Origin of the sequence: Nocardia asteroides (genome assembly GCF_021183625.1) — a bacterium.
GTDB lineage: Bacteria > Actinomycetota > Actinomycetes > Mycobacteriales > Mycobacteriaceae > Nocardia > Nocardia asteroides_A.
Window position 1 is genome coordinate 3367664 of record NZ_CP089214.1, and the last position, 26412, is coordinate 3394075.

Sequence of the window (26412 nt, forward strand, 5' to 3'; positions counted from 1 at the left end):
GGATGACCTCCGCCCCGAACGACCGGCGCTTCGTGCTGACCCTCGGCTGCCCGGACCGGCCCGGCATCATCGCCAGGATCACCTCGTTCATCGCCGAGTTCGGCGGCTCCATCGTGGAGGCCGGCTACTACTCTGACCCGGACAACGCCTGGTTCTTCACCCGGCAGGCCATCGCGGCCGGGACCGTCCCGTTCGAGCTCGCCGAGCTGCGCGACCGGTTCGCCGGGGTGGCGGCCGACTTCGGGCCGGGCACCGAGTGGCAGCTGCACGACACCGGCGAGCGCCGCCGCGCGGTGCTGCTGGTCAGCCGGGACGCGCACTGCCTGCACGACCTGCTCGGGCGGGCCACCAGCGGCGAACTACCGGCCACCATCGAGGCGGTGATCGGCAACCACCCCGACCTGGCCGGGATCACCGAGGCGCACGGGGTGCGCTTCCACCACGTCCCCTTCCCGAAAGACCCGGCCGAGCGCGGCCCCGCCTTCGCCAGGGTGCGCGAGCTGGTCGACGAGCACGACCCGCACGCCGTCGTCCTCGCCCGCTTCATGCAGGTGCTCCCCGCGCACCTGTGCCAGCACTGGGCCGGGCGGGCGATCAACATCCACCACAGCTTCCTGCCGTCCTTCGTCGGCGCGCGGCCGTACCACCAGGCGTTCGCCCGCGGGGTGAAGCTGATCGGCGCGACCTGCCACTACGTCACCGCCGAGCTGGACGCCGGGCCGATCATCGAGCAGGACGTCACCCGGATCGACCACGCCGACGAGGTCCGCGACATGGTGCGGCAGGGCCGCGACATCGAGCGCGTCGTGCTCGCCCGCGGGCTGCGCTGGCACCTGGAGGGCCGGGTGCTGGTGCACGGCCGCCGGACGGTCGTCTTCTCCTAGCCCGCGGCCGGGATCCGCTCGTCGCGCGCGCCGACGAGCACCCGGGCCAGCTCCTCGTTGAACTGCGGGTACGCCTCGACGTTGCCGAGGTGGCCGGTGGGAAGCACGGCCTGGCGCTCCAGATTGCCCGACTCGCGGAGCAGCTCGGCGATCCGGTCGGCGTGCACCCGCGGGGTCAGGTGGTCGAACTCCCCCGCCAGCAACGTGGTCGGCACCGAGAGGTGCCGCGCCGCGTCGCCGAGGTCCATCTCGGCCAGCAGCAGCCCGAACTTGGCGCGCACCAGCGACGGGCAGGAGCGCACCACGCCCATGCTGTAGTCGAGCAGCTCCCTGGTCGAGCCGGGGTGCATGATGCCGCGGGCGAAGAGCCAGCGGATCGGCGCGACCGGCGGGAAGAGGATCGGCAGCCCGAGCCCGAGCCTGCCGACCACCAGCGGCAGCGCCAGCTTGCGGCGCAGGAAGCGCGCGGTCCGGTTGAACCAGGGCAGCACCGTGGTCTCGGCGACCAGCCGGCCGGAGGCGGTGTTGGTCAGCAGCACCGCCCGCGCCTGCTCGCGCACCCGCTCCGGGTAGCGCGCGGCCCATGCCTGCACCGTCATCCCGCCGAGGCTGTGCCCGACCAGCACCGCGCGCTCACCCGGCGCGAGCGCGGCGTCGAGCACCGCGACCAGGTCGTCGGCGAGCACGTCCATGGTGAGCTTGCCGCGCCCGAGTTCGCTGCCGCCGTGGCCGCGCTGGTCGTAGGCGATCACCCGGTACTCGCCGGCGAAGGTGTTGATCTGCGCGTTCCAGTATTCGATGGCGCAGGTCCAGCCGTGGATCAGCACCACGGGCTTCGCGTCCTCCGGGCCGTAGGCGTACACCCGCAGCCTGGTGCCGTCCGCGGCCCGCACCTCGAGCGTGCGATGCGGGGCGGTCGGGCGGTTCAGCAGGGCGGTGGCGTAGGTGCGGGAGCGCAGCCCCGCCCGGTACCCGGCCATCCTGCGCAGCTTCTTCGCACGCATCGGACACTCCTTCGTGTTACTACTACTCACAGTAACTCCGAAGGGGCGGTGGAGCCAGCCCGGCGGGTGCTACCAGCGCGGCCCGCGCTGCACCTCGTCCACCTTCGGGCGGACGTCGGCCAGGTAGATGCCGGTGGCGATGATCGAGATGAAGGCGAGCAGTCCGAGCCCGCCGAACGAGAGCAGCAGGAGCAGCAGCGCGACCGCCAGAATCCCGGACCAGATCGGCTTGGTGAGCTTGTCGACCGCCGTGAAGGCATCGGAACGCTGGCGCAGGGCGTGGATCAACGCGAATGCCGTCGCCCCGAACGCGAGCGCCCAGAGCACGAGCATGATGATCCCGGTCATTCCGTTCACCGTGTTCACGCCACCCATGATAGGGGTGCGCCCCCGCGTCCAGGCAGGACGCGGGGGCGCGGTGGTGCGGTGCGGATCAGGCCTCTTCGGTGGTGGCCTTCTTGCGCGGGGCGGGCTTCTTCTTCGGCGCGGCGGCCTGGCCCTCGGTCGGCGCGACCTCGGTCGCGACGGCGACCACCTCGGCCTCGACCACCGGCGCGGCGTCGACGACCTCGGCCGCCTTCTCCTCGGCGGCCTTGGCCTGCCTGCCGAGCAGGTCGCTGACCCGGCCGACGACGCCCTCGGCGCTCTTCACGGTGTCGTTGTAGATGGTCTCGACGCGCTGGATGCGCTCGTCGACGACCTGGTTGGTGCGCAGCCGGTCGACGGTCTCCTCGCCGCGCGAGGCGAGATCGGCGTAGATGTCGAGCGCCTGGCGGTAGTACTGCTCGGCGATCCGGCGCAGCTCCTCCGGGGTGAACTTCTCGCGCAGCGCGGCCAGATCCTCCGGCAGCTCGGACGGCAGCCCGCTCAGCCGCTCGCGCAGCGAGTCGAACTGCGCCTGCACCTCGGTCTTGGTGAGCCGCTCGCGGGCCTCGCCGACCTTGGACTGCACGTCGGTGGTCACGGCGCGCTCGCGCACCTGGCCGACCGCGTCCAGCACGGCGGTGTAGACGGCGTCACCGGCGCCGACGGTGGCGAAAACGGTCTTGGTCACGGTGGCGTTCTTCTCGGTCATGGTGTTTCGCTCTCCTGGCTCCGGGGGGCCTGTTCGGTCAGGCCGTCGGTATGGGTGCGTGGAACGTCGTCGTCCCGGCCGGTCCCCGAGCCGCCGCCGTTCTCCCGGCGGAACGACTCGTAGATGTCGAGGAGCACCTGCTTCTGCCGCTCACTGATCGTGGTGTCGGCAAGCAGGGCGTCCCGGATCGGACCGTGTGGCCGTTGCTCGAGAAAGCCGGCCCGTACGTACAACACCTCCGAGGACACCCGCAGCGCCTTGGCGATCTGCGCGAGCACCTCGGCGGAGGGGTTGCGCAGCCCGCGCTCGATCTGGCTGAGGTACGGATTGCTCACCCCGGCCAGAGCGGCGAGCTGTCGCAGCGACACCTGCGCGGATTCCCGCTGCGACCGGATGAAACCTCCGATGTCCTGCGCCGCGTGGACGACGCGCGCCGTTTTCTCGCCGGCTCCGGACAGGTCGGGGTCTTCTGCCATCACTCACCTTCCGGTGGGTTGTACACACACGAGTGTAGGGAAAAGTGCTAGCTATTGCAAGCACCTTGCTAGCAGGGCGCGAACTCAGCCACCGAACATCAGATGCGACACCGTGTAGATCGCCAGCCCGGCGAGCGAGCCGACGACCGTGCCGTTGATCCGGATGAACTGCAGGTCACGACCGACCTGCAGCTCGATCTTCTTGCTCGCCTCCTCCGCGTCCCAGCGGGCGACGGTATCGGTCACCAGGGTGGAGATCTCGGCCGCGTAGTTGCCGACCAGGTAGCGCGCGCCGCGGTCGATCCAGCCGTCCACCCGGCCGCGCAGCTCCTCCTCGTCGCGCAGCCGCTCGCCCAGCCTGCGCACGTTCTCGTCCACCTTGCGGCGCAGCGTGCTGTTCGGGTCGTCGGCGGACTCCAGGATCAGCCGCTTGGCCGCGCGCCAGGTGGCCTCGGCCATGCCGGTGATCTCGGCCCGCCCCATGACCTGGCTCTTGATCCGCTCGGCCTTGGCGATCAAGGCCTCGTCGTGCTGCAGGTCGTGCGCGAACTCCTCGAGGAACTTGTTGGCCGCGAGCCGCAGCTCGTGCTGCGGATCCGAGCGCACCTTCCAGGTGAACTCGACCAGCTCGCGGTAGATGCGCTCGGCGAGCATGACGTTGACGAACTTCGGCGCCCACTGCGGCGCGTCCCGGTGCACGATCCGGTCGATCGTCTCCTGGCTGCCGAGCGCCCACTGGTGCGCGCGCTCGGCGAGCAGGTCGAGCAGCGCCAGCTGCCGGTTGTCCGCGAGCAGCTCGGCGAGCACCCGCCCGATCGGCGGCCCCCACTGCGGCTCGGCGATCCGCTTGACGATGGTGTTGTCGATGATCTGCTCGACGTCGGAGTCGCGCAGCGCCCCGACCACCGCGCGCAGCAGCGTCGAGCTCTCCTGGGCGACCCGCGCGGCGTTCTCCGGCGTCGCCATCCAGCGCCCGACCCGCAGCGAGACCTGTGCCGACGCCAACCGGGCCGACACCACCTCCGGGGCGAGGAAGTTGGTGCCGACGAAGCTGCCGAGGCTCGCGCCGAGCTGGTCCTTCTTCTTCCGGATGATGGCGGTGTGCGGGATCGGCAGCCCGAGCGGATGCCGGAAGAGCGCCGTCACCGCGAACCAGTCGGCCAGCGCGCCGACCATGCCCGCCTCGGAGGCGGCGCGCACGTAGCCGACCCAGGGCGCGACCCCGCCGCGCGACTCCAGCCAGCGGCAGAACAGGTAGACCACGGTGGCCAGCCCGAGCAGGCCGGTCGCGAAGACCTTCATCCGGCGCAGGTCGCGCTTCTTGGCCTCCTCGTCCATGAGGCCGGCGAGTCCCGCCGGCGCGGGCTTGCGGCCGGCCGGTTCGAGCACGGCGGCGGTGCCGGGATCAGTGTGCATGTGTCCATTCTGTCCATCCCGGGGCGGAAGTGCCCAGATATGTGTTACCGGCCGCATCGGCGGCTATTCCCCCCTATCCCGCGCGCCGGGAACTAGGCTGGAGCCCGCACCGGCACCGAGCACGCCCGACAACACGACCGAGGAGTCACGCTGTCCACCGAAGATCTCGTCGAGATCGGCGAAGTGACCGATCGACCGCCGGCGGTGCGGACCGGCCGGATGGACGGCCGGAAACGCCGCTGGCGCCAGCACAAGATCGACCGCCGCGAAGAACTCGTCGACGGCACGCTCGCCGCCGTCCGGGTGCGCGGCAGCACCGCGGGAATGGACGAGATCGCCGCCGAGATCGGGGTCTCCAAGACGGTGCTCTATCGCTACTTCTCGGATAAGAACGACCTGGTCCGGGCCACCATGCAGCGCTTCATCGAGACCACCCTGATGCCGAAGGTCTACGGCGCGATCAGCCTGGACGCCGACGAGTACCAGCTGGTCCGCTCGGCGCTCGCGGAGTACGTCGGCACCGTCGACGAGGATCCCGAGGTCTACCGCTTCATCATGGGCAACGGCTCGGCCGACCAGTCCTCGCTCGCCGAGTTCGAGCGGCTCTTCGCCGAGGTGGTGGCCGCGGTGATCACCGACCGCGCCACCGAGAAGGGCATCGAGACCGAGGGCGCCATGCTCTGGTCGTACGTGCTGGTCGGCGGCATCCAGCTGGCGACGCACTGGTGGACGACGCACAAGACCATGGACCGCGACCAGGTCATCGACCACCTGACCATGATGACCTGGAGCGCCATCGAGGGCATGGCGCGGGCGGGCGGCTCACGGCAGACCTTCGCCGCGCAGGAGCACGTCCTCCCCGACCCGCCGCAGGCGTAGAACCGACCGGTAACTTCGTTGGAGTGGCCCGGGTCACAGACATTCTCGACACGTCGGTGGCTCCGGTTAGTCTGATTCCGAGCGGGTGGCCCATGTCACCGCGCGGGCACCAACGGAGGTACTCGATGGCGAAGCACGTGCCGACGTCCCGGCTCGCTCGCGGCACCAAGCTGGGCGCGGTCGCCGCCGGCTCCATGATCCGCTCCCGCCGCACCAGGCTCTCCATGCGCGGCCGCTCCGAGGCGGTGCGCGCCAAGATGGCCGAGGAGTCGATGATCCGCACCACCGAGCAGGTGGTCATGGTGCTCGGCACCATGAAGGGCGTCGCCATGAAGCTCGGCCAGATGATGTCCGTGCTCGACCTGGACCTGGTGCCCGAGGAGCACCGGGAGCGGTTCCAGCAGCGGCTCGCGGTGCTGCGCGATGCCGCGCCGACGGTCTCCTTCGCGGCCATGCGCGCGGTGATCGAGGAGGATCTCGGCAAGCCGCTCGGCGAGCTCTTCGCCGAGTTCGGCACGGAGCCGGTGGCGGCCGCCTCGATCGGGCAGGTGTACCTGGCCGTGCTGCACGACGGCCGCCGGGTCGCGGTGAAGGTGCAGTACCCGGGGATCGACGCGGCGGTGCGCGCCGACCTGAAGAACCTCGCCATGTTCCGCAAGGTGCTGCAGTCCGCCATGCCCTGGGTGACGCCCGCGGTACTGGACGAGCTGCGGCTCAACATGGAGGGCGAGCTCGACTACCTGGCCGAGGCGCGGACCCAGCAGCAGATCGCCGCGCTCTACGCCGACCACCCGTTCATCGTGGTCCCGCACGCCGTCCCGGAGCTGAGCAGCACCCGGGTGCTGGTCAGCGAGTACATCGACGGCCGCGGCTTCGAACAGGTGCGCGGCCTGCCCGAGGCCGAGCGGAACCGGATCGGCGAGATCATCTACCGCTTCTACGTGGGGTCGCTGTTCACCTTCGGCGAGTTCTGCGGCGACCCGCACCCGGGCAACCTGCTGCTCGCGGCCGACGGGCGGGTCGGCTTCCTCGATTTCGGGCTCTACAACCGGATGGACACCGACCACGTCCGGTTCGAGATCACCTGCCTGCGCGCCGCCGCCGAGGAGCGCGCCGATGACCTGCGCGAGCTCATGATCCAGCGCGGCGTGATCGACTCGCCGGAGGAGATCGGCGCCGAGGAGTGTCTGGAGTACGTGCTCTCCGCCTCCGAGTGGTGCCTGATCGACGAGGAGATCGCGATCACCCCCGAGCTGGCGAGCGGCGCCTTCCTGCTCGCGGTGGATCCGCGGGCGAGCGAGTTCACCGGCATGAAGCAGCAGAACCTGCCGCCGGAGCACCTGTTCTCCCGGCGCGCCGACTTCCTCACCTTCGGCATGCTCGGCCAGCTCGGCTGCACCGTGAACTGGCACCGCGTCGCCCGCGAGTGGCTCTACGACGAGCCGCCGGTGACCGAGCTCGGCAAGGCGCACCACGCCTGGCTGGCGGAGCGCCCGGCAGCCCGCCCGACCACCCCGCCCGCACCGGCCGCCCGCCGCCGGGCCAAGCGCTCCTGACCTGCCCATCCATCGAAAGGGAAGCCGCACCCATGCCCGAGACCCGTGAACTCGACCTCGTCCTCTTCGGCGCGACCGGCTTCGTCGGCAAGATCATCGCCGAGTACCTGACCGGGGCGGCGCCCGCGGGCGCGCGGATCGGGCTGGCCGGGCGCACCAGGGGCAAGCTGGAGCAGGTGCGGAGCGGGCTCGGGCCGGTCGCGGCGGAGTGGGAGCTGATCGAGGCGGACGTGAACGACCCGTCCACGCTGAACGCCATGGTCGCCAGGACCACCGCCGTGCTCACCACGGTCGGGCCGTACCTGCGCTACGGCATGCCGCTGGTGGCGGCCTGCGCACACGCGGGCACGCACTACGCCGACCTGACCGGCGAGGTGCCCTTCGTCCGCGAGGCCATCGACCGGTACCAGGACGTCGCGGTCGGCAGCGGCGCGAAGATCCTGAACTCCTGCGGCTACGACTCGGTGCCCTCCGATCTCAGCGTGTACCAGCTGTACAAGCGGACGCTCGCGGACAACACCGGCGAGCTCACCGACGTCACCCTGATCGCCGCGGTCAAGGGCGGGGTCAGCGGCGGCACCGTCGACTCGCTGCGCGCCATGGTCGAGGAGGTCGCGACCGACCCGGCCAAGGCGAGGCTGCTCAGCCACCCGTACGCGCTGAGCCCGGACACCGATCGCGAGCCGAAGGTCGGCAGGCAGACCGACCAGGCGCTGCAGCGCGCGAGCGGCATCCACCCCGGGCTGCCCGGCTGGGTCGGCACCTTCGCGATGGCGGCGCACAACACCAAGATCGTGCGGCGCAGCAACGGCCTGCTCGGCTGGGTGTACGGCAAGAACTTCAAGTACCGCGAGGTGATGACGGCGGGCCGCTCGCCGCTCGCCCCGGTGGCCGCGGCGGCGCTCGCGGGCGGCACCGTGGCCGGCGTGGCGACCACCGCCGTGCTGAGCCGCTTCGCGCTGGGGCGCAAGATGCTCGACACCGTGCTGCCCGCGCCCGGCACCGGCCCCAGCGAAAAGACCAGGGCGAACGGCTGGTTCCGGATGAAGACCTACGCGAACACCACCTCCGGCACCACCTACCTGGCCACCTTCGAGGGCAAGGGCGACCCCGGCTACCAGGCGACCGCGGTGATGTTCGCCGAGACCGGGCTGGCGCTCGCCTTCGACCGGGAGAAGCAGAGCGAGCTGACCGGCATCCTCACCCCCGCCGCCGCCATCGGCGACGCGCTCACCGACCGGCTGCGCGATGCCGGGATGACCATCGAGGTCGAGCCGGTCCGGTGAATCTCGCCCGCCGCACCATGAACGCGCCCGCGCTCGCCGCCGTCTACGAGCGGGCGTGGCGCCCGGCGCTGTTCTACCTGGCCAGCGGCCGCAGCATGGACACCGACCGCCGCGACGCGGTGCGCACGCTGCGGCTCTCCGGCCCCAAGCGGGTGCTCGACCTGGCCTGCGGCCCCGGTAATTTCACCAGGCACCTGAGCCGCGAGCTCACCGGCGACGGCCGGGTGATCGGCCTCGACTACTCCGAACCCATGCTCGCGCAGGCGATCCGGGACAACTCCGCACCCCGCGCCGGTTACGTCCGCGGCGACGCCCGCACGCTCCCCTTCGCGGACGGCACCTTCGACGCCGTCTGCTGCTTCGGCGCGCTCTACCTCATCCCCGACCCCGTCCGCGCCACCCGCGAGATGATCCGGGTCCTCGCCCCCGGCGGCCGCATCGCGATCAGTACCAGCCACCGCACCCCCGGCTGGTTCGGCGCGCTGAGCAGCGCCGTCGGCGGAGCGGGCGGCCTCCGCGTCTTCGACACCGAGACCTTCCCCGCGCTCTTCGCCGAGCACGGCCTCACCGACATCGACCAGCAGGTGCACCGGCTGCTGCAGTACGTGAGCGCCACCCGCCCCGCCTAGTTGCCGCTCAACTCCAGCATGCGACGCAGGATGCCGGGTGCGAAACTGATCTCGAATTCGGTTGCGCCGCCGTCGAAGACGAAGGTCACGTGCTCCGGCCGGGCAGCGCGCCCGAGCCGGACCACGCATCGCTCATCGACGATCAACCACCCGCCGCCGGTCAATGGATCGACCATGACACCCCTCCCCACTCCCCTTGGACGGGCTGCACCAGAGCCCGTTTGGATTGTTCCAGCGAGGCCCCCGGTGGTGTCAATGCGGTGGCGGCGTGTCGTCGGCGCGTCAGGCCGCGAACCAGCGGTCCGGTTGCTGGACAACGTCGTCCACCCGGACGAGCACTCCGTCGGCGGTGTGCCGGGCGGAGCGCCGCACCAGCACCGCGGCCGGGTCGGGCAGGCTCAGCTGCTCGCGTTCGAAGGCGCTCGCCAGCCGCGCGGTGACCCGGTCGTGGCCGAAGGCCACCCGCACTCCCGCCACCTCGGCCAGGTACCGGCCGGAGCCGCCCGGCAGCGCCTCGGCCCGTGCGAGCAGTGGCGCCCGCGCGGCAACGCCGGGCGCGAACCACGAGGTCACCAGCGCGGCGACCCCGGACCCGCCGCGCACGAGGCGAATTCGCGCCACCGGCGTGCCGTCGGGGAACTCCGCGCGCAGCGAGTCCGGCGCGGGTTCGGCGCCGGCCCGCAGCAGCCGCACGGCGGGGTCGGTGACGGCGCCGCCCGCCAGGCCGGGCTCGGCATCGGCCACCACGTCCGGGGTGGCGCCGAGCGCGGGCCAGCGATAGCCCTCCGCTGGGTAACCCAGATGTAGCCCCGGCTCGTCCCGTGCGATAGCCGCGACCGCCCGCTCGACCACGAAACTGCCGGACTGCGGCCGCGTTTCGATCAGCCCGAGCCTGCGCAGCTCGCGCAGCGCCTTGTTGGCGGTCAGCCGGGCCACGCTCCACTGCGCCGCCAGCTCCCGCTCCGACGGCACCTCGGCGCCCGGCGGCAGCTCGCCCTCCTCGATCCGGGCGGCGAAGTGCCTGGCGATCTGCAGGTACTTGGGCAGCGCCGGATTTTCGGCAGCCTCGCTCACGGTTCCCCTCCCCCTCGGCGATCGGGCGCCAGTCTAGGCGACAGGCTCGGCGCGCCAGATCACCCGGCACCGGCGTTTTCCGTGGACCACCCGCGCATACCCGCCGGTACAGTGCGGATGAGCAGGGGTAACGCCAGAAGGGTGGGGCACATGGGGATTCCGGATACCGGGCAGTCGGCGGCGCGTGCGCTCTACGCCGCGGCGCGGGAGGGCGACCCCGGCGTCGTCGCGCTGGACGAGGATGTCGCGAGCGGGCTCGCCGCCGCCTGCGACAACCTGATCGCCGAGCTGGGCCGGATCGCCGAGCGCGGGCAGGGGCTGGACGCCGTACGCGGCTTCCCCGCCCTGCCCACCGGCAGCGGGCTGGCGCGCGGGTTCGGCGCCAAGGGGCAGGAGTTCCTCGCCACCGTGACCGCGTTCCAGCAGACGGCGCTGTTCTACAAGGCCGCGTATCTGGCGGCGGGGCGCCGCTTCGCCGATGCCGAGGCGGCGGCGGGCGCGGCCTTCGCCCTGGCCGGAGGCAGATCGTGAACCGTGTCGATCGAAATGTCGCTGGCCCGAACGGGTTACCGCCCGGCGTTCCCGCCGCGACGCGGCCGGGCGGACCGCCGTCCGGCCGCGATGCCGGGGCGCGGTCCGGCGCCACCTCCGCGGCGGGGAACTGAGGCGGCACCGTGGCCGACCACGCGGCCAGGGCCGCCGCCGACGCCATCGGGGTGCGCAGCCGCGCACTGAGCGGCGCGGGCGCCACCGACCCGCCCTACGCCCCGGTCCGCGAGCGCTTCGCCGGCTACCCGCACCGGGAGATCTGGGAGCGGGTGCACGAGCAGCTCGACCCCGCCGCGCTCGGCCGCGCCGCGACCGGCTGGCAGGGCGCCGCGGACGCGCTCGGCGAGGCCTTCCAGTCCTTCGCCGACGCCACCGCGCCGCTCTTCGCCCGCTGGTCGGGGCAGTCGGCAGCCACCGCGGCCACCGCGACGAGGGAGTTCACCGCCGCCGGTATCACGGCGAGCGAGGTCTGCCGCACCATCCAGCGGCTGCTGGAGCTGAATGCCGAAGCGGCGCAGACGGTCCGCGCCGCCATCGTGCCGCCGCCGGAGTACCCGGCGCTCCCGGACCCGGTGGCCGAGGCGGTGCACGGCGGCCGCAGGCGCATGGAGTACGAGGTGCTCGCGGCGACCGCGCTGGCCGACGCGCAGGACACCATGACCCACGTCTACACCCCGACCATGCCCGCCACCGGCGACGCGGTCCCCCGCTTCGCCGCGCCACCCGCGGGCCCGGACGGCGCGCGGTGAAGTGGGTGCTCGGCCCGGACGAGTTCAGCTACGTCTGGGAGAACGAGACCGGGCTGGACCGGCGGCCCTACCCCATCAACATGGCGCCGGCGGGCACCGTGCGCAGCGAGCGCGAGCACGCGGCGCTGCGGCTGCCGCAGCGGTTCCCGCGGCAGGCCGACCCGGATCTGGCCGCCGCGCTCATGGTCTGCGCCCGCCCGGACGCCACCACGGTCACCGTCTCCGGCGAGCGCACCGTGCGCAGCCGCAACAACGGGAGCGCCCCGCACACCGAGCGCATCCTGCTCTACGCCGCCGTCGTGCACCACCACGCGAGCATCCTCGCCGCCGACCCGAAGCAGGTCACGGTGGTCATGTGCCACGCCCGCACGCTCGGCGAGCGGCTGGTGCAGCTGATCGGCTCGGCCCGGGCGGGCCGGAACCCGGCGCTGCGCGAACCGCAGGACGCCGTGCTGCACGGCCACTCCGAGACCTTCGGCTCCGGCGCCCGCCCCGGCGCGGACCCCACCGGCGAACCGGACGGGGGCGCGGCCCGCTTCCGGAAGATGCTGCGCCGCCCGGTCGACGGCCGCGGCTTCGTCACCGTGACCGTCTCGCCGGACGACCCCATGTCGCCGCCGACCAGGCACCGCAGCTGGCTCGATCTCAGCGGCGACGGCCGATACCTGCTCACCACCGCGCACGACCTCACCCTGACCCCGGTCGACGACGCGGAGTTCGCCGCGCAGCTGACCCGGCTGGCCCAGATCCGCTGAGCGGGGCCGCCCGCGTGGTAGGTGTGGGAGATGTCGCCGAACTGGACAACACCCGCCGCCGCAGCGCTCAGGGCCGACGGCCTGCGCGTCGCCGACCTCGACACCTCGGCGACGCCGGGCTTCTCCGGCGACAAGGCCGCCGGGCAGCAGCTGCTCGCCGAGCGCACCGGGGTGCTCTCCGCGCTGCAGGAGAAGCTCTACGCCAACGGCCGCTCCGGTGACCACCGCAATGTGCTGCTCGTCCTGCAGGGCATGGACACCGCAGGCAAGGGCGGCATCGTGCGGCACGTGATCGGCTCGGTCGACCCGCAGGGCGTCGACCACGCCTCCTTCGGCGTGCCGACCCCCGAGGAGCGGCGGCACCACTACCTGTGGCGGATCCGCAAGGCGCTGCCGCGCGGCGGCCAGCTCGGCGTCTTCGACCGCTCGCACTACGAGGACGTGCTCGTGGTCCGGGTGCACGACCTCGTCCCGCCCGCCGAGTGGGAGCCGCGCTACGACGAGATCAACGAGTTCGAGCGCGAGCTGGTGGCGGAGGGAACCACCCTCGTCAAGGTTGCCATGTTCGTCTCCCTCGACGAGCAGAAGAAGCGGCTCCGCGAGCGGCTGCAGCGCCCGGAGAAGTACTGGAAGTTCAATCCGAGCGATATCGACGAGCGCGCCTTCTGGCCGCAGTACCAGGCCGCCTACCAGGCCATGCTCGACCGCACCAGCACCGAGCGGGCCCCCTGGCACGTCATCCCCTCCGACCGCAAGTGGTACTCCCGCCTCGCCGTCACCGAACTCCTCATCGATGCCCTCACCGCCCTCGACCTGCACTGGCCCCCGGCCCAGTTCGACGTCGCCGAGCAGTTGAAGAGGTTGGAGAAGGCGTAGGGGGTCCGCCGTATCAGGCGTGTTTATCGCGTGCGGCGACGCTTGCGGACAGCAGAATCCACGCGCTGCCTACTTTCCGCGCGGTGAGCTTGCCCTGGTCGATGAGCTGCTGCACCCGGGTGCGGGTGATCCCCAGCGCCGTGGCGGCATCGGTCACGGTCATCAGCGCGGGCAGCGTCATCTCCGCCATCCGATCGAAGTCATCGGTCAGCATGGCCTGGATGGAGGTGACCTCCCACGCTGCGAGCGCCGCCAGTGCCCGAGAGGTCGCGGAGGTCAGATCAGGCGCCTCCATGGTGAGGATCAATTCGGTGCGTCCGAATGCCGAGTGTGCCAGGGCAGCGTGGAACTCGGCGAATTCGGTGAGCAACTGAACGGCAGCAGAGTCGGAGTCGGCCTCCGCGAGTTCGGCAATGACGTTGAAAGTGCGGTTACGAGCCATGGACAGCGTCCTTTCCGTGTGGTCACGTCTCGCTCGGCGATGCGGTGGTGACGGTCTCGCGTCGGTCTGGGTTGTGATGATCGCCGGAGAGAAGGGACTGCTGACGGATCGGCGGCTGCCCTGCCCCCGATCCGTCGGCGCGACTATCTCAGGGCCAGAGGAATCCGGCCCTGCGGAGCGGAGCGAGCGCGTTCTTGAAGGAGCGGTGATCGCTGGGTGTTCCAGCGAAGGTCGTCACAGGCGATCCACCCTTGAAGACCCGGATATGCCCCTTGCTGGTCACGCGGTACTCGAAGCCCTGCCTTTCGAGGGCCGCAAGTAGTTTTCGCCTGTCTATCCCCACCGCACATAGACCTTCCCCCTTGTTGATTGACAACCCAACGATAGCGCGATGCTTGTCAATCAACAAGGATCGATGTGGGGTACACCATCTACCCATACCGACCGGTTCCCGGGCGTAGCCCGCATCGCGGAAGCGAACGACGTCGACGGGCTCGCCGACATGCCACGATCGCGGCATGGGGACTCTCAGGGGGATCGGGATCGGGCTGGCCGGGCTCGCGGTGCTGACCGCGGTGGGGTGCGGGGGTGAGGCGGCGCAGCCGCGGGCGGCGAGCACCACACGGCCGCCGAGCAGCACGTCCGCACCGAGCACCACATCGGTGACGAGCACGACGCCGACGACCACCAGCCCGGCGCCGACGACCACGCAACCGGCGCCGACGACGCAGGTACCGACGACGACCACGCAGGTACCTGCCCCGCCCCCGGTGGTGATCGTGCCGACCACCACCCTCGCGGTACCCGCGCCACCGCAGATCGACGCACCGCAGCCGCCCCCGGCCCCCCGGGTCTCGTACAGCAGCTGCAAGGAGGCCAAGGCCGCTGGCGCCGCTCCCCTGCACCGCGGCGACCCGGGATACAGCCGCAGCCTCGATCGCGACGGCGACGGAGTCGCCTGCGAAACCTGACCGGTGACCGAAGGCACCCCGCCGCCTTCGGAAACTCTCAGCTCCCTGCGCCAGGATGGGTCGCGATGCCCCCAGCCCGCGTTCCCGACGCGGCACTACGATCGGTGCGGCAGCGATCGGAAGCCGGACGAAAGGCGTGGTGAACGCACGGTGAGCAAGGGAAGCAACAATCCGCTGGCGGCAGCGGAGCGCGCCGACCGCAAGCGCAAGCTCCTCATTCAGGTCGCGGTCGCCGTCGTACTGGTCGGACTGGTCGCCGCCATCGGCATCGGCATCGCGATCAAGAACGCCGCGAACAACGATGACGGGCCGACCCCCACCATCGCGGCCACCGCCCCGCAGAACCCCGCGGGCATCACCGGCACCATCACCGACAGCGGCTACATCCGCATCGGCAAACCCGACGCGAAGACCACCGTGCGCCTCGTCGCCGACCTGCAGTGCCCCGCCTGCAAGGCCTTCGAGGCCCAGTACGGCCAGGTCCTCGAAGACGCGGTGAGCAACGGCACCGCCGCCGTCGAGTACAACATCATCGCCTTCCTGGACCGCGCCTCCAGTACCGAGTACTCCTCGCGCGCCGCCAACGCCGCCTACTGCGTCGCCGGCACCGATCCGGCCAAGTTCCAGAGCTGGCTGAAGACCATGTACGCCCAGCAGCCCGCCGAGGGCACCGCCGGCCTGCCCGACGCCTCGCTGCTGCAGATCGCCAGGACCGTCGGCTACACCGACCCCGCGATCGAGCAGTGCGTCACCGACCGCACCTACGACAAGTACGTCGCCGCCCGCACCGACGAGACCCTGAACGGCGGCGTGCAGTCCACCCCGTCGGTGTTCGTGAACGGCACCCAGGTCACCCCGGACCAGCTTGCCGGCGCGATCACCGCCGCGCAGTGACCGCGGCTCCGCCCCGGGCGGCCTGGATCCTGCTGCTCGGCGGCCTGCTCGGCTGGCTGGCGGCGGTCGCGCTGACCGTCGAGCGCTTCAAGTTGTTCACCGACCCCGGCTACACGCCGTCGTGCAGCTTCAACCCGGTGCTCTCCTGCGGCTCGGTGATGACCACCGACCAGGCGGCGGTCTTCGGCTTCCCGAACCCGCTGATCGGCGTGGTCGGCTTCTCCGTTGTGGTCACGCTCGGCCTGCTCTCGGTGGCGGGCGTGAGCTTCCCGCGCTGGATCTGGGGCGGGCTCTGGCTCGGCAACCTGCTCGGGTTGCTCTTCGTCGGCTGGCTGATCTTCCAGAGCCTGTACCGGATCAACGCGCTCTGCCCGTACTGCCTGGTGGTCTGGGCGATCATCACGCCGCTGCTCGCGGTCGTCACCGAGCAGCTGTGGGGTAGCTCCGCGGGGCCGCTGCGGATCCTGGCCGAGTGGCGCTGGACCTTCGTCGCGGTCTTCTACGCGACCGTGCTGGTCCTGGTCTTCCTGCGCTTCCAGGACTACTGGCTCTCGCTGGCCTGACCGCTCAGCGCGGCGGGCTCTCCGCGAGCACCGCCTCGACGACCCGGCGCCCGCCGTTCTCCAGCACCTCCAGCCGGACCACGTCGGCCGGGCGCCTGGCGTCGATCTCCGCGCGCAGGGCCTTCGCGTTCGCGATCGGGCGGCCGTCCACCGCCACCACCACGCTGCCGTCGGCGAGCCCGGCGTTCCAGGCCGGGGTGCCGTAGAGCACCACGTCCAGCCGGGCGCCGTCCGCCGCGTCGGAGATCAGCACCCCGAGCGTCGCGGTGGGGCCGACGTGCACCGTCCCCGCCGACACCCCGGCGCGGATCTGCTCGACAACGGTCATGGCCCTGTCGATCGGCACCGCGTACCCGTTCGGCGCCCGCCCGGCGGGCACCGGCTCGCCGCCCTGCCCCGAGGCCGCGGTGATCACCCCGACCACGTCGCCGTTGCGGTCGGCCAGCGCCCCGCCGGACTGCCCCGCCGTCACCGCCGCCGCCACCTCGACCATGCCGCGCAGCGCGAGCCGGGAGAGGTCGGCGGCGTTCTGCGCGACGATCGTGCTGTTCAGATCGGTGATCCGCCCGGCGACCGCGGTCGGCGTCCCACCGACGCCGCCCGCGTTGCCGAGCGCGAGCACCTCGTCGCGCAGCCGCAGCCGGGCCGACGAGCCGAGCCGCGCGGTCGGCAGCCCGCCCGCGCCGGTGAGCGCGAGCAGCGCGATGTCCGCGGTGGCGTCGTAGCCGAGCACCTCCGCCGAGTACTCCACACCCGTCCCCACATCGGTGACCAGCACCGTCTCCGCGCCCTTGACGACATGGTGGCTGGTGAGCACCTCGCCGTCCGCGCCGAGCACGATGCCGGAGCCGGCCGCCGCGGCGCCGAACGGCCGCAGCGTGACCGCGATGTTGACCAGTGCGGGGCCGACCGTGGCGGCCACCACCGCCGGGTCGAGCGGCGGCGCGGGCGGCGCGACCTCGGCGGGCACCCGCTCCGGCCCGGTGAAGGCGTCGAGCAGGTCGGCGCGGAAACCGAGGAATCCGGCGACGGCCAGCGCCACCACCAAGAGCAGCGCGGCGCCGCGCCCGCCGCCGCGTTCGGGGTCGCGCGGCTGCCATCCGTCGTCCATGGTCGTCCCATCTCCGGCCGGCTCGAAACCTCCATTGTGGCCGCAGGCGGCGGTTCGCACCCGGCGAGCTGGGCGGCCGGTTGGCAAACCCCGGCATGCGACGGTAGGCATGTACGCATGAGCACCGCTGCCGCCTATGCCGTGTCCGGCCCCGAGGGCCCGTTCGAGAAGGTCACGATCGAGCGCCGCGACCTCGGTCCGCACGACGTCCTGATCGACGTGAAGTACGCCGGCATCTGCCACTCCGACATCCACACCGCGCGCAACGAGTGGGGCGGCGCCAAATACCCCTGCGTGCCGGGCCACGAGATCGCGGGCATCGTGGCCGCGGTCGGCTCGGCGGTCACCACGCACGGCGTCGGTGACCGGGTCGGCGTCGGCTGCATGGTCGACTCCTGCGGCCGCTGCGCCCCCTGCCTGGACGGCAACGAGCAGTACTGCGAGCGCGGCCCCGTGATGACCTACAACACCCCCGTCGACGAGACGGTGCAGCCGGGCGGGGTGACGCTCGGCGGCTACTCGACGCAGATCGTCGTCACCGAGAACTTCGTGCTCGCCATCCCGGATGGCATCGGGCTCGACGTCGCCGCCCCGCTGCTCTGCGCGGGCATCACCACCTACTCGCCGCTGCGGCACTGGAACGCCGGGCCGGGCAAACAGGTGGCCATCATCGGCATGGGCGGGCTCGGGCACGTCGGCGTGCGGATCGCCGCCGCGCTCGGCGCCGAGGTGACGGTGCTCAGCCAATCACTGCGCAAGCGCGACGACGGGCTCCGCTTCGGCGCCACCGGCTACTACGCCACCGCCGACAAGCAGACCTTCAAGGACCTGCGCAACCGCTTCGACCTGATCATCAACACCGTCTCCGCCGACCTCCCGCTCGACAACTACCTCAAGCTGCTGAAGGTGGACGGCACGCTCGTCGCGCTCGGCCTCCCGGAGAACCCGGCGAGTATCCGCCCCTTCCTGCTCGCCAGCTACCGCCGCTCGCTCTCCGGCTCGATGATCGGCGGCATCGCCGAGACCCAGGAGATGCTGAACTTCTGCGCCAAGCACGGGATCGGCGCGGAGATCGAGCTGATCTCCGCCGACGAGATCGACGCCGCCTACGACCGGGTCGTCGCCAGCGACGTGCAGTACCGCTTCGTCATCGACGCGGGCACCATCTGAGCGAGGTCACCGCCGACGACATCCGCCCGGCCTGGCCGCTGCGGCAGCTGACCGCGCTGGTTCCGCGCGGCGCGTTCGAGGAGCTGCCCGGGGTCGGGCACAACTTCTGGGCCACCGATCCGGCGATCTGGGCGGCGCTCGCCACCCGCCTGTGCGCGGCGGCGCGCGGCTAACCGGTACCTTCGGCGCTGTGGCCGCTGAGCAGACGCCGGAGAGCGGCGACACCGTCGAACCCGACCCCGCCGAGCCCCCACCCTGGCTGCTGCGCGCGTTCCTGCTCGGGGCCGCGACCATCGCCGGGCTGATCGCCGGGTTCTGGGCGCTGCAGAAGCTGCAGGGGCTGCTGACGCTGCTGCTGGTCTCGCTGTTCCTGGCCTTCGCCATCGAACCGGCGGTGAACTGGCTGGCCGCGCGCGGCTTCCGGCGCGGCCCGGCGACCGGGCTGGTGTTCCTGGCGCTGCTCGCCATCGTGATCGGCTTCGGCTGGACGCTGGGCGCGCTGCTGGTCGCGCAGGCGACGACGCTGGTGCAGAACGCGCCGGACTACGCCGACCAGGTGGTGGACTGGGTGAACCACACCTTCCACCAGAACCTCTCCGGCACCGACATCCAGAAGTACGCCACCGAGTGGAGCTCCACCGCCGAGGGGTACCTGGTCGGGCTGGCCGGCAATGTCTGGGGCATCGGCGCCACCGCCGTCGGCGTGCTCTTCCAGGGCCTCGGAATCCTGCTCTTCACCTTCTACTTCGCCGCCGACGGGCCGCGCTTCCGGCACGCGGTCTGCTCACTGCTTCCGCCCGCCAAGCAGTCACACGTGTTGCGCGCGTGGGACATCGCCGTGGAGAAGACCGGCGGCTACATCTACTCGCGCGGCCTGCTCGCCCTGGCCTCGACGCTCGCGCACTACGTCGCCATGCGCGTCCTCGACGTGCCGTCGGCCTTCGCGCTCGCGCTCTGGGTCGGCGTGGTCTCGCAGTTCGTGCCGACGGTCGGCACCTACCTGGCGGGCGCACTCCCCGTGATCGTCGCGCTGGTCTACGGCCCGGGCACCGCGCTCTGGCTGCTCGGCTTCATCGTGCTCTACCAGCAGTTCGAGAACTACGTCCTGCAACCGCGGATCACCGCGACCACCCTCGACATGCACCCCGCCGTCGCCTTCGGCGCCGTCCTCGCCGGCGCCGCGCTGCTCGGCCCCACCGGCGCCCTGCTCGCCATTCCGGTCACCGCGACGGTGCAGGGCTTCGCCGGCGCCTACATCCGCCGCTACGAGGTGCGCCCGGAAGCCGGCCTCGCCCCCGCCCCCGCCCGCAAACTCCGCACCCGCCTCACCGACCTCCTGCGGGAGCGGCGCAACCCGAAACCGTGAGCGCTCAGCCCGCCGTGACCGGCTCCGCCCGCTCGGCGAGCACCCGCCGCCGCACCCGCCGCGCCGCGGCGACCAGGTTGCGCAGCGAGGGGTCGAGCTGCCAGTAGTGCCTGGTCTTCAGCCCGCCGTCCGGATTGGCCCAGAGCCGCTCCGCGCCGACGGCAGCGGCGGCGGCGGTGAGCTGCTCGTCGAGCTCGTCGATGTCCGGGATGCGGGCGGAGCGGCTCTCGTAGACGCCGGGGCCGACGCCGTGGCTGAGGCCGTTGCCGGTGGCGTAGTCCTCGGCGAGGGCGTCGATCACCCAGTCGATGGAGCGGGTGGAGATGATGGCGGTGACGTCGGCGTCGAGCTCCTCGATCGCCTGCACCACCTCGGCGCGGCCGGAGTAGCCGATGTGCGTGTGGATCTGGGTCTCCGGGCGGATGCCGGAGGTGGCGAGGCGGAAGGCGGCGACGGCCCAGCGCAGGTACTCGGGGCGGCCCTCGGGGCGGGCCGGGAGCAGCTCGCGGATGGCGGGCTCGTCGACCTGGATTATCTTGATGCCCGCGCGCTCCAGATCGGCGACTTCGTCGCGGATGGCGAGCGCGACCTGGTCGGCGGTCTCGTAGAGCGGCTGGTCCTGGCGCACGAAGGAGCGGGCGAGCATGGTCACCGGGCCGGTCACCATGCCCTTGACCGGGCGGTCGGTGAGCGACTGCGCGTAGCTGGTCCACTCCACCGACATCGGCCCCGGCCGGGAGACGTCGCCGTAGACGATCGGCGGGCGCACGCAGCGCGAGCCGTAGACCTGGACCCAGCCGAAGCGGGTGGTCGCGAAGCCGTCGAGCAGCTCGGCGAAGTACTGGATCATGTCGTTGCGCTCGTGCTCGCCGTGCACGAGCACGTCCAGGCCGATGTCTTCCTGTAGCCGGATGGTGGCCTCGATCTCGGCCTCGACCTGCTTGCGGTACTCCTCGTAGGAGATCTTGCCCGCGCCGAGGTCGTGCCGCGCCTGCCGCAGCCGGGCGGTCTGCGGGAAGGAGCCGAGCGTGGTGGCGGGCACCGGCGGGAGGTTCAGCGCCTCCTGCTGGGCCTCGCGGCGCACCGCGTACGGCTCGCGGACGCGCATGTCCGGGGTGATGGCGTAGACCCGCTGGCGCACCGCGTGCTTCTGCTTGAAGTGCACCTCGGTGGGGCGCTTGCGCCACTTGTCCGACGGCCCCTCGGTGAGCGCCCTGGCCAGCGAGACGACCTCGCCGACCTTCTGCTTCGCGAAGGCGAGCCGGTCGGCCACATTGCCCTCGATGTCGTACTCGGCGAGCACGTCGTAGGGCACGTGCAGCAGCGTCGTCCCGGTGGAGACCACCAGGTCCGGGCAGACCTTCGCCAGCTCCTGGAGATACGTCAGGGTGACGTAGCGGTCCGCACGCCAGACATTGAGCCCGCTGATCACGCCCGCGTAGAGCCGCTTGCGCCGGATGCCGGGCACCGCGGCCAGCTCCTCGGGGGTGATCCGGTAGGTGGCCAGGTCGAGCCCGATGGCCTCGACGCCGGAGCGCGCCAGGATCCGCAGCGCCTCGCCGAAGTTGCCGTACTGCCCGGTCACCAGGATGCGCGGGCGCAGCGGCGCCTTGGAAAGCCGCTGGTAGGCGTGCTCGAAGGCGGCCAGCTCCGCGGGGCTGCGCTCGCCGGTGAAGCACGGCTCGTCCAGCTGCACGCAGGTGGAGCCGCGCTTGGCCAGCAGCTCGAAGAGCTCCTCGTAGAACGGGAGCAGCCGGTCGAGCAGGCTCAGCGTGTCGAATTCGGGCTCGCCGGGCACGTGCCCGGCCTTGGCGAGCAGCAGCAGCGAGACCGGGCCGAGCACCACCGGGCGCAGCTCGATGCCGCGCGCGATCGCCCGGTCCCACTCGTCGAGCAGGTACTCGGGGTGCAGCGAGAACTCGGTGTCGGCGTCCAGCTCGGGCTGGCGGTAGTGGTAGTTGGTGCCGAACCAGCGGACCAGCTCCAGCGGGGGCAGGTCCGGCCTGCCGCGCGCCATCAGGAAGTAGAAGTCGAGCGGGTGCAGGTCTTTGCGCTCCTGCTCGAAGCGGCGCGGGACCGCGCCGAAGAGCAGCGCGTTGTCCAGCACGTGGTCGTAGAAGGAGAAGGTGTTGCCCGGCACCTGGGTGAGCCCGGTCGCGGCCAGCTCGGCGAACTGCCGCTCCTGGATGTCGCGGCCGGTCGTGATCAGCTCGTCGCGGGTGAGCGATCCCCGCCAGTACGACTCCAGGGCCCGCTTGAGTTCCCGGTGGGCGCCGATCCTGGGGTAGCCCAGGACACTCGACCCGAAGCCATCGGACACGTTGACCATGCGAAACTCCCGGAGTTGCTCTGCCGCAGCGCGGCGGTAGTCACAAGGTGGTGCGGTCCCCCGCTGACGCTACGCGCACGGTTCGCGGCCCGGCGAGCCCCCGAAGGGCCGCGAACCCGCCGCGCGGAGGCGCGGCAAATCAGTACTGGTAGAAGCCCGCGCCGGTCTTTTTCCCGAGCAGACCCGCCTCGACCATACGCATCAGCAGCGGCGGGGCGCTGTACAGCGGCTCCTTGAACTCGGCGTACATCGAATCGGCGATCGACTTCACGGTGTCGAGCCCGACCAGATCGGTCAGGGCGAGCGGCCCCATCGGGTGGGCACAGCCGAGCACCATGGCCTTGTCCACATCCTCCTTGGTGGCGAAACCGGACTCCACCATGCGGATCGAGGAGAGCAGGTACGGGACGAGCAGCGCGTTGACGACGAAGCCGGAGCGGTCCGACGAGCGCACCACCTGCTTGCCGAGCACGTCGGCGGCGAACGCCTCGGCGCGGGCGGTCACCGGCGGGCTGGTCTTGAGCGTGGTCACCAGCTCGACCAGCGGCAACACCGGGACCGGGTTGAAGAAGTGCATGCCGACGACGCGCTCGGGGTTGGCGGTGGCGACGGCGATCTTCATGATCGGGATGGACGAGGTGTTGGAGGCGAGCACCGCGTCCGGGTCGGTGACGACCTTGTCCAGGTCGGCGAAGATGGCGGTCTTGACCTGCTCGTCCTCCAGGACCGCCTCGACCACGAGCTGGCGGTCGGCGAAGTCGCCGAGGTCGGAGGTGAAGCGCAGCCGCCACGCGGTCTGCTCGCGCTCCCGCTCGGTGATCTTGCCGCTGCTCACGCCGCGATCCAGCGAGCGCAGGATGCGCGCGCGACCGGCGGCGGCCAGCTCCCTGGTCTGCTCGTACACCAGGACATCGACGTGCGCCCGCGCGCACACCTCGGCGATACCAGCACCCATCTGGCCGGCGCCGATAATACCCACGCGTTGGATCTTCTCGCTGCTGCTCACGTCCCGCTCCTGCTGGTTGTGTGGCGACGTCTTCAAGGTATAGGGATGCCCTCCCCGCCGGGGCTGTTCGGCGGGGAGGGCGGTACACCCCCTACCCGGGGTAGAGGATCGACTTCGGGATTCTACGAATCCCGAACCCCTGCAAGGGAACTGAGCGTTCCCGGGGCGCAGCTCAGTGGAACTGGCCTTCCTCGGTCGAGCCCTTGAGGGCCGCGGTCGAGGTGTTCGGATCGACGGTGGTGGCGATGCTGTCGAAGTAGCCGGCGCCGACCTCGCGCTGGTGCTTGATGGCGGTGAAGCCACGCTCCTCGGCGGCCTTGAACTCGCGCTCCTGCAGGTCGACGAAGGCGGTCATGCCCTCGCGGGCGTAGCCGTGCGCCAGGTCGAACATGCCGTAGTTGAGCGAGTGGAAGCCGGCCAGCGTGATGAACTGGAACTTGAAGCCCATCGCGCCGAGCTCCTTCTGGAACTTCGCGATGGTCGCGTCGTCCAGGTGCGCCTTCCAGTTGAAGGAGGGCGAGCAGTTGTAGGCGAGCAGCTGGTCGGGGAACTCGCTGCGCACCGACTCGGCGAACCGCTTGGCGACCTCGAGATCCGGCACGCCGGTCTCCATCCAGATCAGGTCGGAGTAGGGCGCGTACGCCTTGGCGCGGGCGATGCAGGGCTCGATGCCGTTCTTCACGCCGTAGAAGCCCTCGGCGGTGCGGGTGCCGTCCAGGAACTCGCGGTCGCGCTCGTCCACGTCGGAGGTCAGCAGGGTCGCGGCCTCGGCGTCGGTGCGGGCGATGACCACGGTCGGCACGCCTGCCACGTCGGCCGCGAGGCGGGCCGAGGTCAGGGTGCGGATGTGCTGCTGGGTCGGGATGAGCACCTTGCCACCGAGGTGGCCGCACTTCTTCTCCGAGGCCAGCTGGTCCTCCCAGTGCGAGCCGGCGACGCCGGCCGCGATCATGGCCTTCTGCAGCTCGTAGACGTTCAGCGCGCCGCCGAAGCCGGCCTCGCCGTCGGCCACGATCGGGGCGAGCCAGTTGCCGACGGTGTTGTCGCCCTCGACCTTGGCGATCTCGTCGGCGCGCAGCAGCGCGTTGTTGATCCGGCGCACCACCTGCGGCACCGAGTTGGCCGGGTAGAGGCTCTGGTCCGGGTAGGTGTGGCCGGAGAGGTTCGCGTCGCCTGCGACCTGCCAGCCGGAGAGGTAGATCGCCTTGAGGCCGGCGCGCACCTGCTGCACGGCCTGGTTGCCGGTGAGCGCGCCGAGCGAGTTGATGTAGTCCTCGTTGGTGACGAGATCCCAGAGGATCTCGGAGCCGCGGCGGGCGAGGGTGTGCTCCTCGACGACGGTGCCCTGCAGCTTCACCACCTGGTCCGCGGTGTAGTTACGGGTGACGCCGTTCCAGCGCGGGTTGGTGTCCCAGTCCTGCTGGATTTCCGCAGCGGTCTTCGGGGTGCCGGTGGTCGACATCTCTACTCCACTTTCTCGTCTGTTGGTACTCGCCGGTACGGGCTAGCCGTTCGATCTGCTGGCGAGTCGCTTTACAGGCTTGCTATGCCCTGGGGGTGTACTTCCACACGATTGCACATCGCAAAACTTGCGTCTACCTGTAGTTATTGTGAATTCGAGCTAGCTTTGCGAGGCCATCTGTTAAGCCTGCGAAATTAGCCGCTCGATTGCAAAGAGCGAAGCTACCCAACGGTAGGTCTGACGTGCGGTTTCAGCGTAACGCTCGTACTGTTTGGCGCGGCGGGCGGTTCGACCGAGTCGTGGGGTCCCGCTCCCGCACTGTGAGCACCTTCACAGCGCGGTGCGCGCCCGCGCCCGCTGTGCGGCAGACTCGGGCGGGTATCCGCGGCGGATCGTCGCCGCGGCGAGATCCACCGGACAGGAGCACGATGCGCAACCCCTGGACCGCGCCGGTGCGCGCACTCGCCGCGAGCGCCTGCGCGCTCGCCTGCGCCGCCACCCTCGCCGCCGGCCCCGCCGCCGCGCAGCCGGCGGCTGGCACGCCGCTCTCGGTCGAGCCGCTGCCCGCGGCGGCCGCGATGCCGGGGGCCGCGAGCACCGCCCGGCTCCTCTACCGGAGCAGCACCGTCGGCGAGGCGCCCGCGACGGCGAGCGCGGCGATCTACTTCCCGGCCGGGACCGCGCCCGACGGCGGCTGGCCGGTGATCGCCTGGGCGCACGGCACCGTCGGCCTCGGCGACGACTGCGCGTACAGCGTCGGCGGCCCGTCGGCGGTCGAGCGCGACCGCTCCTACCTCGGCGCCTGGCTGGCGCAGGGCTACGCGGTGGTCGCCGCCGACTACGCCGGGCTCGGCGTTCCCGGTGCGCATCCGTACCTGAACGGCCGGGTTGCGGCGCACAACGTGGTGGACGCGGTGCGCGCCGCGCACACCCGCTACCCGGAGCTGTCCAATCGCTGGGCCGTGGTCGGCCAGTCGCAGGGCGGCGGAGCCGCGGTCTTCACCGCGCGCTACGCCACCGAGTTCGGCGGGTCCGAGCTCGACTACCGCGGCGCCGTCGCCACCGGGCTGCCCGCCTACCTCGAGGAGGTGTTCCTCGCGCTCGGCCCGAACGTGCCGCCGGTCCCGCTCGGCAGCCACCTCACCGCCTACGTGCTCTACGTGCTCGACGGGCTGCGCCAGACCCACCCCGAGCTCGATATCGCGGGGCTGCTCACCGACGAGGGCAGGAGCTGGCTCGCGCGCGCGGGCAGCACCTGCATCGAGCCCTTCTCCGAGGAACTGCGCGGCGTCGCCATCGGTGACCTGTTCGCGCGGCCGCTCGCGAGCCTGCCGGATGCCTTCGGTGTGCTGGCCCGCCAGTTCGGGCTGCCGGAGTCCGGCTACGACCGCCCGCTCTTCATCGGCCAGGGGCTCTACGACACCGACGTGGTGACCCCGCAGGCGCTGCGCTGGGCCGCCGTCACCGCCGCGAAGGGCGAGCCGATCCGGCTGCACACCTACCTCGACGACCACAGCGGAACTGTGAACGCCTCCCTCCCGGATTCCACGCCGTTCGTCCGCGAGCTCTTCGCCGGCTGACCGAACCCATAGCCGCCCGCTACCACCGAGCAACCCCGCAGCGGGGGCCGCGACGGTCCGGTGACAGCCCCCGGCTCACCGCCCGTAACCCGGGCGCAATCACACTCGAATAGCGTCGCGAAGATGTGTTACTCCGAACGCCGGACTGTGCTCGAACACAATGCCGGTCGAACCCCGCGCGGGGGGCCGCGAAGAGTTTCCGGAGCTCGCCCCTATTTGTCCCGTGGGGACGATATGGTGTGCGTCACGTGCGACGACTTGGGGACGGGTGTCGATCACGATCGCCCGCCCGCGGCCGCACGCTGATCGG

General features: G+C 71.4%; 28 protein-coding genes. 15 read left to right on the forward strand and 13 right to left on the reverse strand.

What is annotated here, in order from left to right; translation table 11 throughout:
* The first annotated feature begins 2 nt into the window (after window positions 1-2).
* Complete coding sequence (gene purU / locus LTT61_RS16005) at window positions 3-884, forward strand: formyltetrahydrofolate deformylase (RefSeq protein ID WP_233020745.1); 882 nt, start codon at window positions 3-5, stop codon at window positions 882-884.
* Here purU and LTT61_RS16010 read toward each other — a convergent pair.
* The 5 genes from LTT61_RS16010 to LTT61_RS16030 form a co-directional block, all read right to left on the reverse strand.
* The gene (locus tag LTT61_RS16010; RefSeq protein ID WP_233020746.1) at window positions 881-1888 is read right to left on the reverse strand and encodes an alpha/beta fold hydrolase; all 1008 of its coding nucleotides are present in this window, start codon (window positions 1886-1888) and stop codon (window positions 881-883) included. The genes purU and LTT61_RS16010 overlap by 4 nt on opposite strands.
* A gap of 69 nt (window positions 1889-1957) precedes the next feature.
* Window positions 1958-2263 carry a DUF2516 family protein gene (locus LTT61_RS16015; RefSeq protein ID WP_233020747.1) on the reverse strand — a complete coding sequence of 102 codons (306 nt, stop codon included), beginning with the start codon at window positions 2261-2263 and terminating at the stop codon, window positions 1958-1960.
* 58 nt (window positions 2264-2321) lie between these two features.
* Window positions 2322-2963, reverse strand: a complete 642-nt coding sequence (locus tag LTT61_RS16020; RefSeq protein ID WP_233020748.1) for a heparin-binding hemagglutinin — start codon at window positions 2961-2963, stop codon at window positions 2322-2324.
* Window positions 2960-3439 (reverse strand): helix-turn-helix domain-containing protein, encoded by a 480-nt coding sequence (locus LTT61_RS16025; RefSeq protein ID WP_233020749.1) that lies wholly within the window; start codon window positions 3437-3439, stop codon window positions 2960-2962. Before LTT61_RS16025 ends, LTT61_RS16020 begins: the two co-directional genes overlap by 4 nt.
* An 84-nt stretch (window positions 3440-3523) precedes the next feature.
* On the reverse strand, window positions 3524-4777 hold the full coding sequence (locus LTT61_RS16030) for a DUF445 domain-containing protein (protein ID WP_233021041.1): 1254 nt from the start codon (window positions 4775-4777) through the stop codon (window positions 3524-3526).
* A gap of 282 nt (window positions 4778-5059) precedes the next feature.
* Here LTT61_RS16030 and LTT61_RS16035 point away from each other — a divergent pair, with 282 nt between their 5' ends.
* From LTT61_RS16035 to LTT61_RS16050, 4 genes are all read left to right on the forward strand, one after another.
* Entirely contained in the window at window positions 5060-5734 is a 675-nt protein-coding gene (locus tag LTT61_RS16035; protein WP_420094816.1) for a TetR/AcrR family transcriptional regulator, read from the forward strand.
* A gap of 125 nt (window positions 5735-5859) precedes the next feature.
* Window positions 5860-7290 (forward strand): ABC1 kinase family protein, encoded by a 1431-nt coding sequence (locus LTT61_RS16040; protein ID WP_233020751.1) that lies wholly within the window; start codon window positions 5860-5862, stop codon window positions 7288-7290.
* Between the two features lie 32 nt (window positions 7291-7322).
* Window positions 7323-8576, forward strand: a complete 1254-nt coding sequence (locus LTT61_RS16045) for a saccharopine dehydrogenase family protein (RefSeq protein ID WP_233020752.1) — start codon at window positions 7323-7325, stop codon at window positions 8574-8576.
* A complete protein-coding gene (locus tag LTT61_RS16050; protein WP_233020753.1) occupies window positions 8573-9205 on the forward strand; it encodes a class I SAM-dependent methyltransferase in 633 nt (210 codons plus the stop codon). The genes LTT61_RS16045 and LTT61_RS16050 overlap by 4 nt, the downstream gene beginning before the upstream one ends.
* On the opposite strand, the gene LTT61_RS16055 is transcribed toward LTT61_RS16050, so the two are convergent.
* Both LTT61_RS16055 and LTT61_RS16060 read right to left on the reverse strand, forming a co-directional pair.
* Window positions 9202-9381, reverse strand: coding sequence for a hypothetical protein (locus tag LTT61_RS16055; RefSeq protein ID WP_233020754.1), 180 nt, complete (start codon window positions 9379-9381; stop codon window positions 9202-9204). The genes LTT61_RS16050 and LTT61_RS16055 overlap by 4 nt on opposite strands.
* A gap of 106 nt (window positions 9382-9487) precedes the next feature.
* On the reverse strand, window positions 9488-10279 hold the full coding sequence (locus LTT61_RS16060) for a GntR family transcriptional regulator (protein ID WP_233020755.1): 792 nt from the start codon (window positions 10277-10279) through the stop codon (window positions 9488-9490).
* A gap of 150 nt (window positions 10280-10429) precedes the next feature.
* Here LTT61_RS16060 and LTT61_RS16065 point away from each other — a divergent pair, with 150 nt between their 5' ends.
* The 4 genes from LTT61_RS16065 to LTT61_RS16080 all read left to right on the forward strand — a co-directional run bounded on the left by LTT61_RS16065 (window position 10430) and on the right by LTT61_RS16080 (window position 13208).
* Window positions 10430-10810: a hypothetical protein gene (locus LTT61_RS16065; RefSeq protein WP_233020756.1), complete on the forward strand. Its 381-nt coding sequence runs from the start codon at window positions 10430-10432 to the stop codon at window positions 10808-10810.
* A gap of 143 nt (window positions 10811-10953) precedes the next feature.
* Complete coding sequence (locus LTT61_RS16070) at window positions 10954-11577, forward strand: PPE domain-containing protein (protein ID WP_233020757.1); 624 nt, start codon at window positions 10954-10956, stop codon at window positions 11575-11577.
* Complete coding sequence (locus LTT61_RS16075; RefSeq protein WP_233020758.1) at window positions 11574-12332, forward strand: ESX secretion-associated protein EspG; 759 nt, start codon at window positions 11574-11576, stop codon at window positions 12330-12332. The genes LTT61_RS16070 and LTT61_RS16075 overlap by 4 nt, the downstream gene beginning before the upstream one ends.
* Window positions 12333-12362: 30 nt before the next feature.
* Window positions 12363-13208, forward strand: a complete 846-nt coding sequence (locus LTT61_RS16080) for a polyphosphate kinase 2 family protein (protein ID WP_233020759.1) — start codon at window positions 12363-12365, stop codon at window positions 13206-13208.
* Window positions 13209-13221: 13 nt separating this feature from the next.
* Here the strand turns inward: LTT61_RS16080 and LTT61_RS16085 are convergent, their stop codons facing one another.
* Both LTT61_RS16085 and LTT61_RS16090 read right to left on the reverse strand, forming a co-directional pair.
* Window positions 13222-13650, reverse strand: a complete 429-nt coding sequence (locus tag LTT61_RS16085; protein WP_233020760.1) for a helix-turn-helix domain-containing protein — start codon at window positions 13648-13650, stop codon at window positions 13222-13224.
* A 148-nt stretch (window positions 13651-13798) separates the two neighbouring features.
* Window positions 13799-14440: a hypothetical protein gene (locus tag LTT61_RS16090; protein ID WP_233020761.1), complete on the reverse strand. Its 642-nt coding sequence runs from the start codon at window positions 14438-14440 to the stop codon at window positions 13799-13801.
* Between LTT61_RS16090 and LTT61_RS16095 the strand changes: the two genes are divergently transcribed.
* The 3 genes from LTT61_RS16095 to LTT61_RS16105 all read left to right on the forward strand — a co-directional run bounded on the left by LTT61_RS16095 (window position 14430) and on the right by LTT61_RS16105 (window position 16078).
* Window positions 14430-14621 (forward strand): excalibur calcium-binding domain-containing protein, encoded by a 192-nt coding sequence (locus LTT61_RS16095; protein ID WP_233020762.1) that lies wholly within the window; start codon window positions 14430-14432, stop codon window positions 14619-14621. The genes LTT61_RS16090 and LTT61_RS16095 overlap by 11 nt on opposite strands.
* A gap of 150 nt (window positions 14622-14771) precedes the next feature.
* Entirely contained in the window at window positions 14772-15515 is a 744-nt protein-coding gene (locus tag LTT61_RS16100) for a DsbA family protein (RefSeq protein ID WP_233020763.1), read from the forward strand.
* Entirely contained in the window at window positions 15512-16078 is a 567-nt protein-coding gene (locus tag LTT61_RS16105; protein ID WP_233020764.1) for a vitamin K epoxide reductase family protein, read from the forward strand. The genes LTT61_RS16100 and LTT61_RS16105 overlap by 4 nt, the downstream gene beginning before the upstream one ends.
* Before the next feature lie 4 nt (window positions 16079-16082).
* Here the strand turns inward: LTT61_RS16105 and LTT61_RS16110 are convergent, their stop codons facing one another.
* Window positions 16083-17189, reverse strand: coding sequence for a S1C family serine protease (locus LTT61_RS16110; RefSeq protein WP_233020765.1), 1107 nt, complete (start codon window positions 17187-17189; stop codon window positions 16083-16085).
* A 117-nt stretch (window positions 17190-17306) separates the two neighbouring features.
* On the opposite strand from LTT61_RS16110, the gene LTT61_RS16115 reads away from it, so the two are divergent.
* Both LTT61_RS16115 and LTT61_RS16120 read left to right on the forward strand, forming a co-directional pair.
* A complete protein-coding gene (locus LTT61_RS16115) occupies window positions 17307-18359 on the forward strand; it encodes an NAD(P)-dependent alcohol dehydrogenase (protein ID WP_233020766.1) in 1053 nt (350 codons plus the stop codon).
* Window positions 18360-18549: 190 nt separating this feature from the next.
* Window positions 18550-19725: an AI-2E family transporter gene (locus LTT61_RS16120; RefSeq protein WP_233020767.1), complete on the forward strand. Its 1176-nt coding sequence runs from the start codon at window positions 18550-18552 to the stop codon at window positions 19723-19725.
* A gap of 4 nt (window positions 19726-19729) precedes the next feature.
* Here the strand turns inward: LTT61_RS16120 and metE are convergent, their stop codons facing one another.
* The 3 genes from metE to aceA form a co-directional block, all read right to left on the reverse strand.
* The gene (gene metE / locus LTT61_RS16125) at window positions 19730-22054 is read right to left on the reverse strand and encodes a 5-methyltetrahydropteroyltriglutamate--homocysteine S-methyltransferase (protein WP_233020768.1); all 2325 of its coding nucleotides are present in this window, start codon (window positions 22052-22054) and stop codon (window positions 19730-19732) included.
* A 139-nt stretch (window positions 22055-22193) separates the two neighbouring features.
* Window positions 22194-23060, reverse strand: a complete 867-nt coding sequence (locus tag LTT61_RS16130; protein ID WP_269821893.1) for a 3-hydroxybutyryl-CoA dehydrogenase — start codon at window positions 23058-23060, stop codon at window positions 22194-22196.
* A gap of 172 nt (window positions 23061-23232) precedes the next feature.
* Window positions 23233-24522, reverse strand: a complete 1290-nt coding sequence (aceA, locus tag LTT61_RS16135) for an isocitrate lyase (RefSeq protein ID WP_233020769.1) — start codon at window positions 24520-24522, stop codon at window positions 23233-23235.
* Window positions 24523-24950: 428 nt separating this feature from the next.
* Here aceA and LTT61_RS16140 point away from each other — a divergent pair, with 428 nt between their 5' ends.
* Entirely contained in the window at window positions 24951-26102 is a 1152-nt protein-coding gene (locus LTT61_RS16140; protein ID WP_233020770.1) for an alpha/beta hydrolase family protein, read from the forward strand.
* Window positions 26103-26412: the final 310 nt, after the last annotated feature.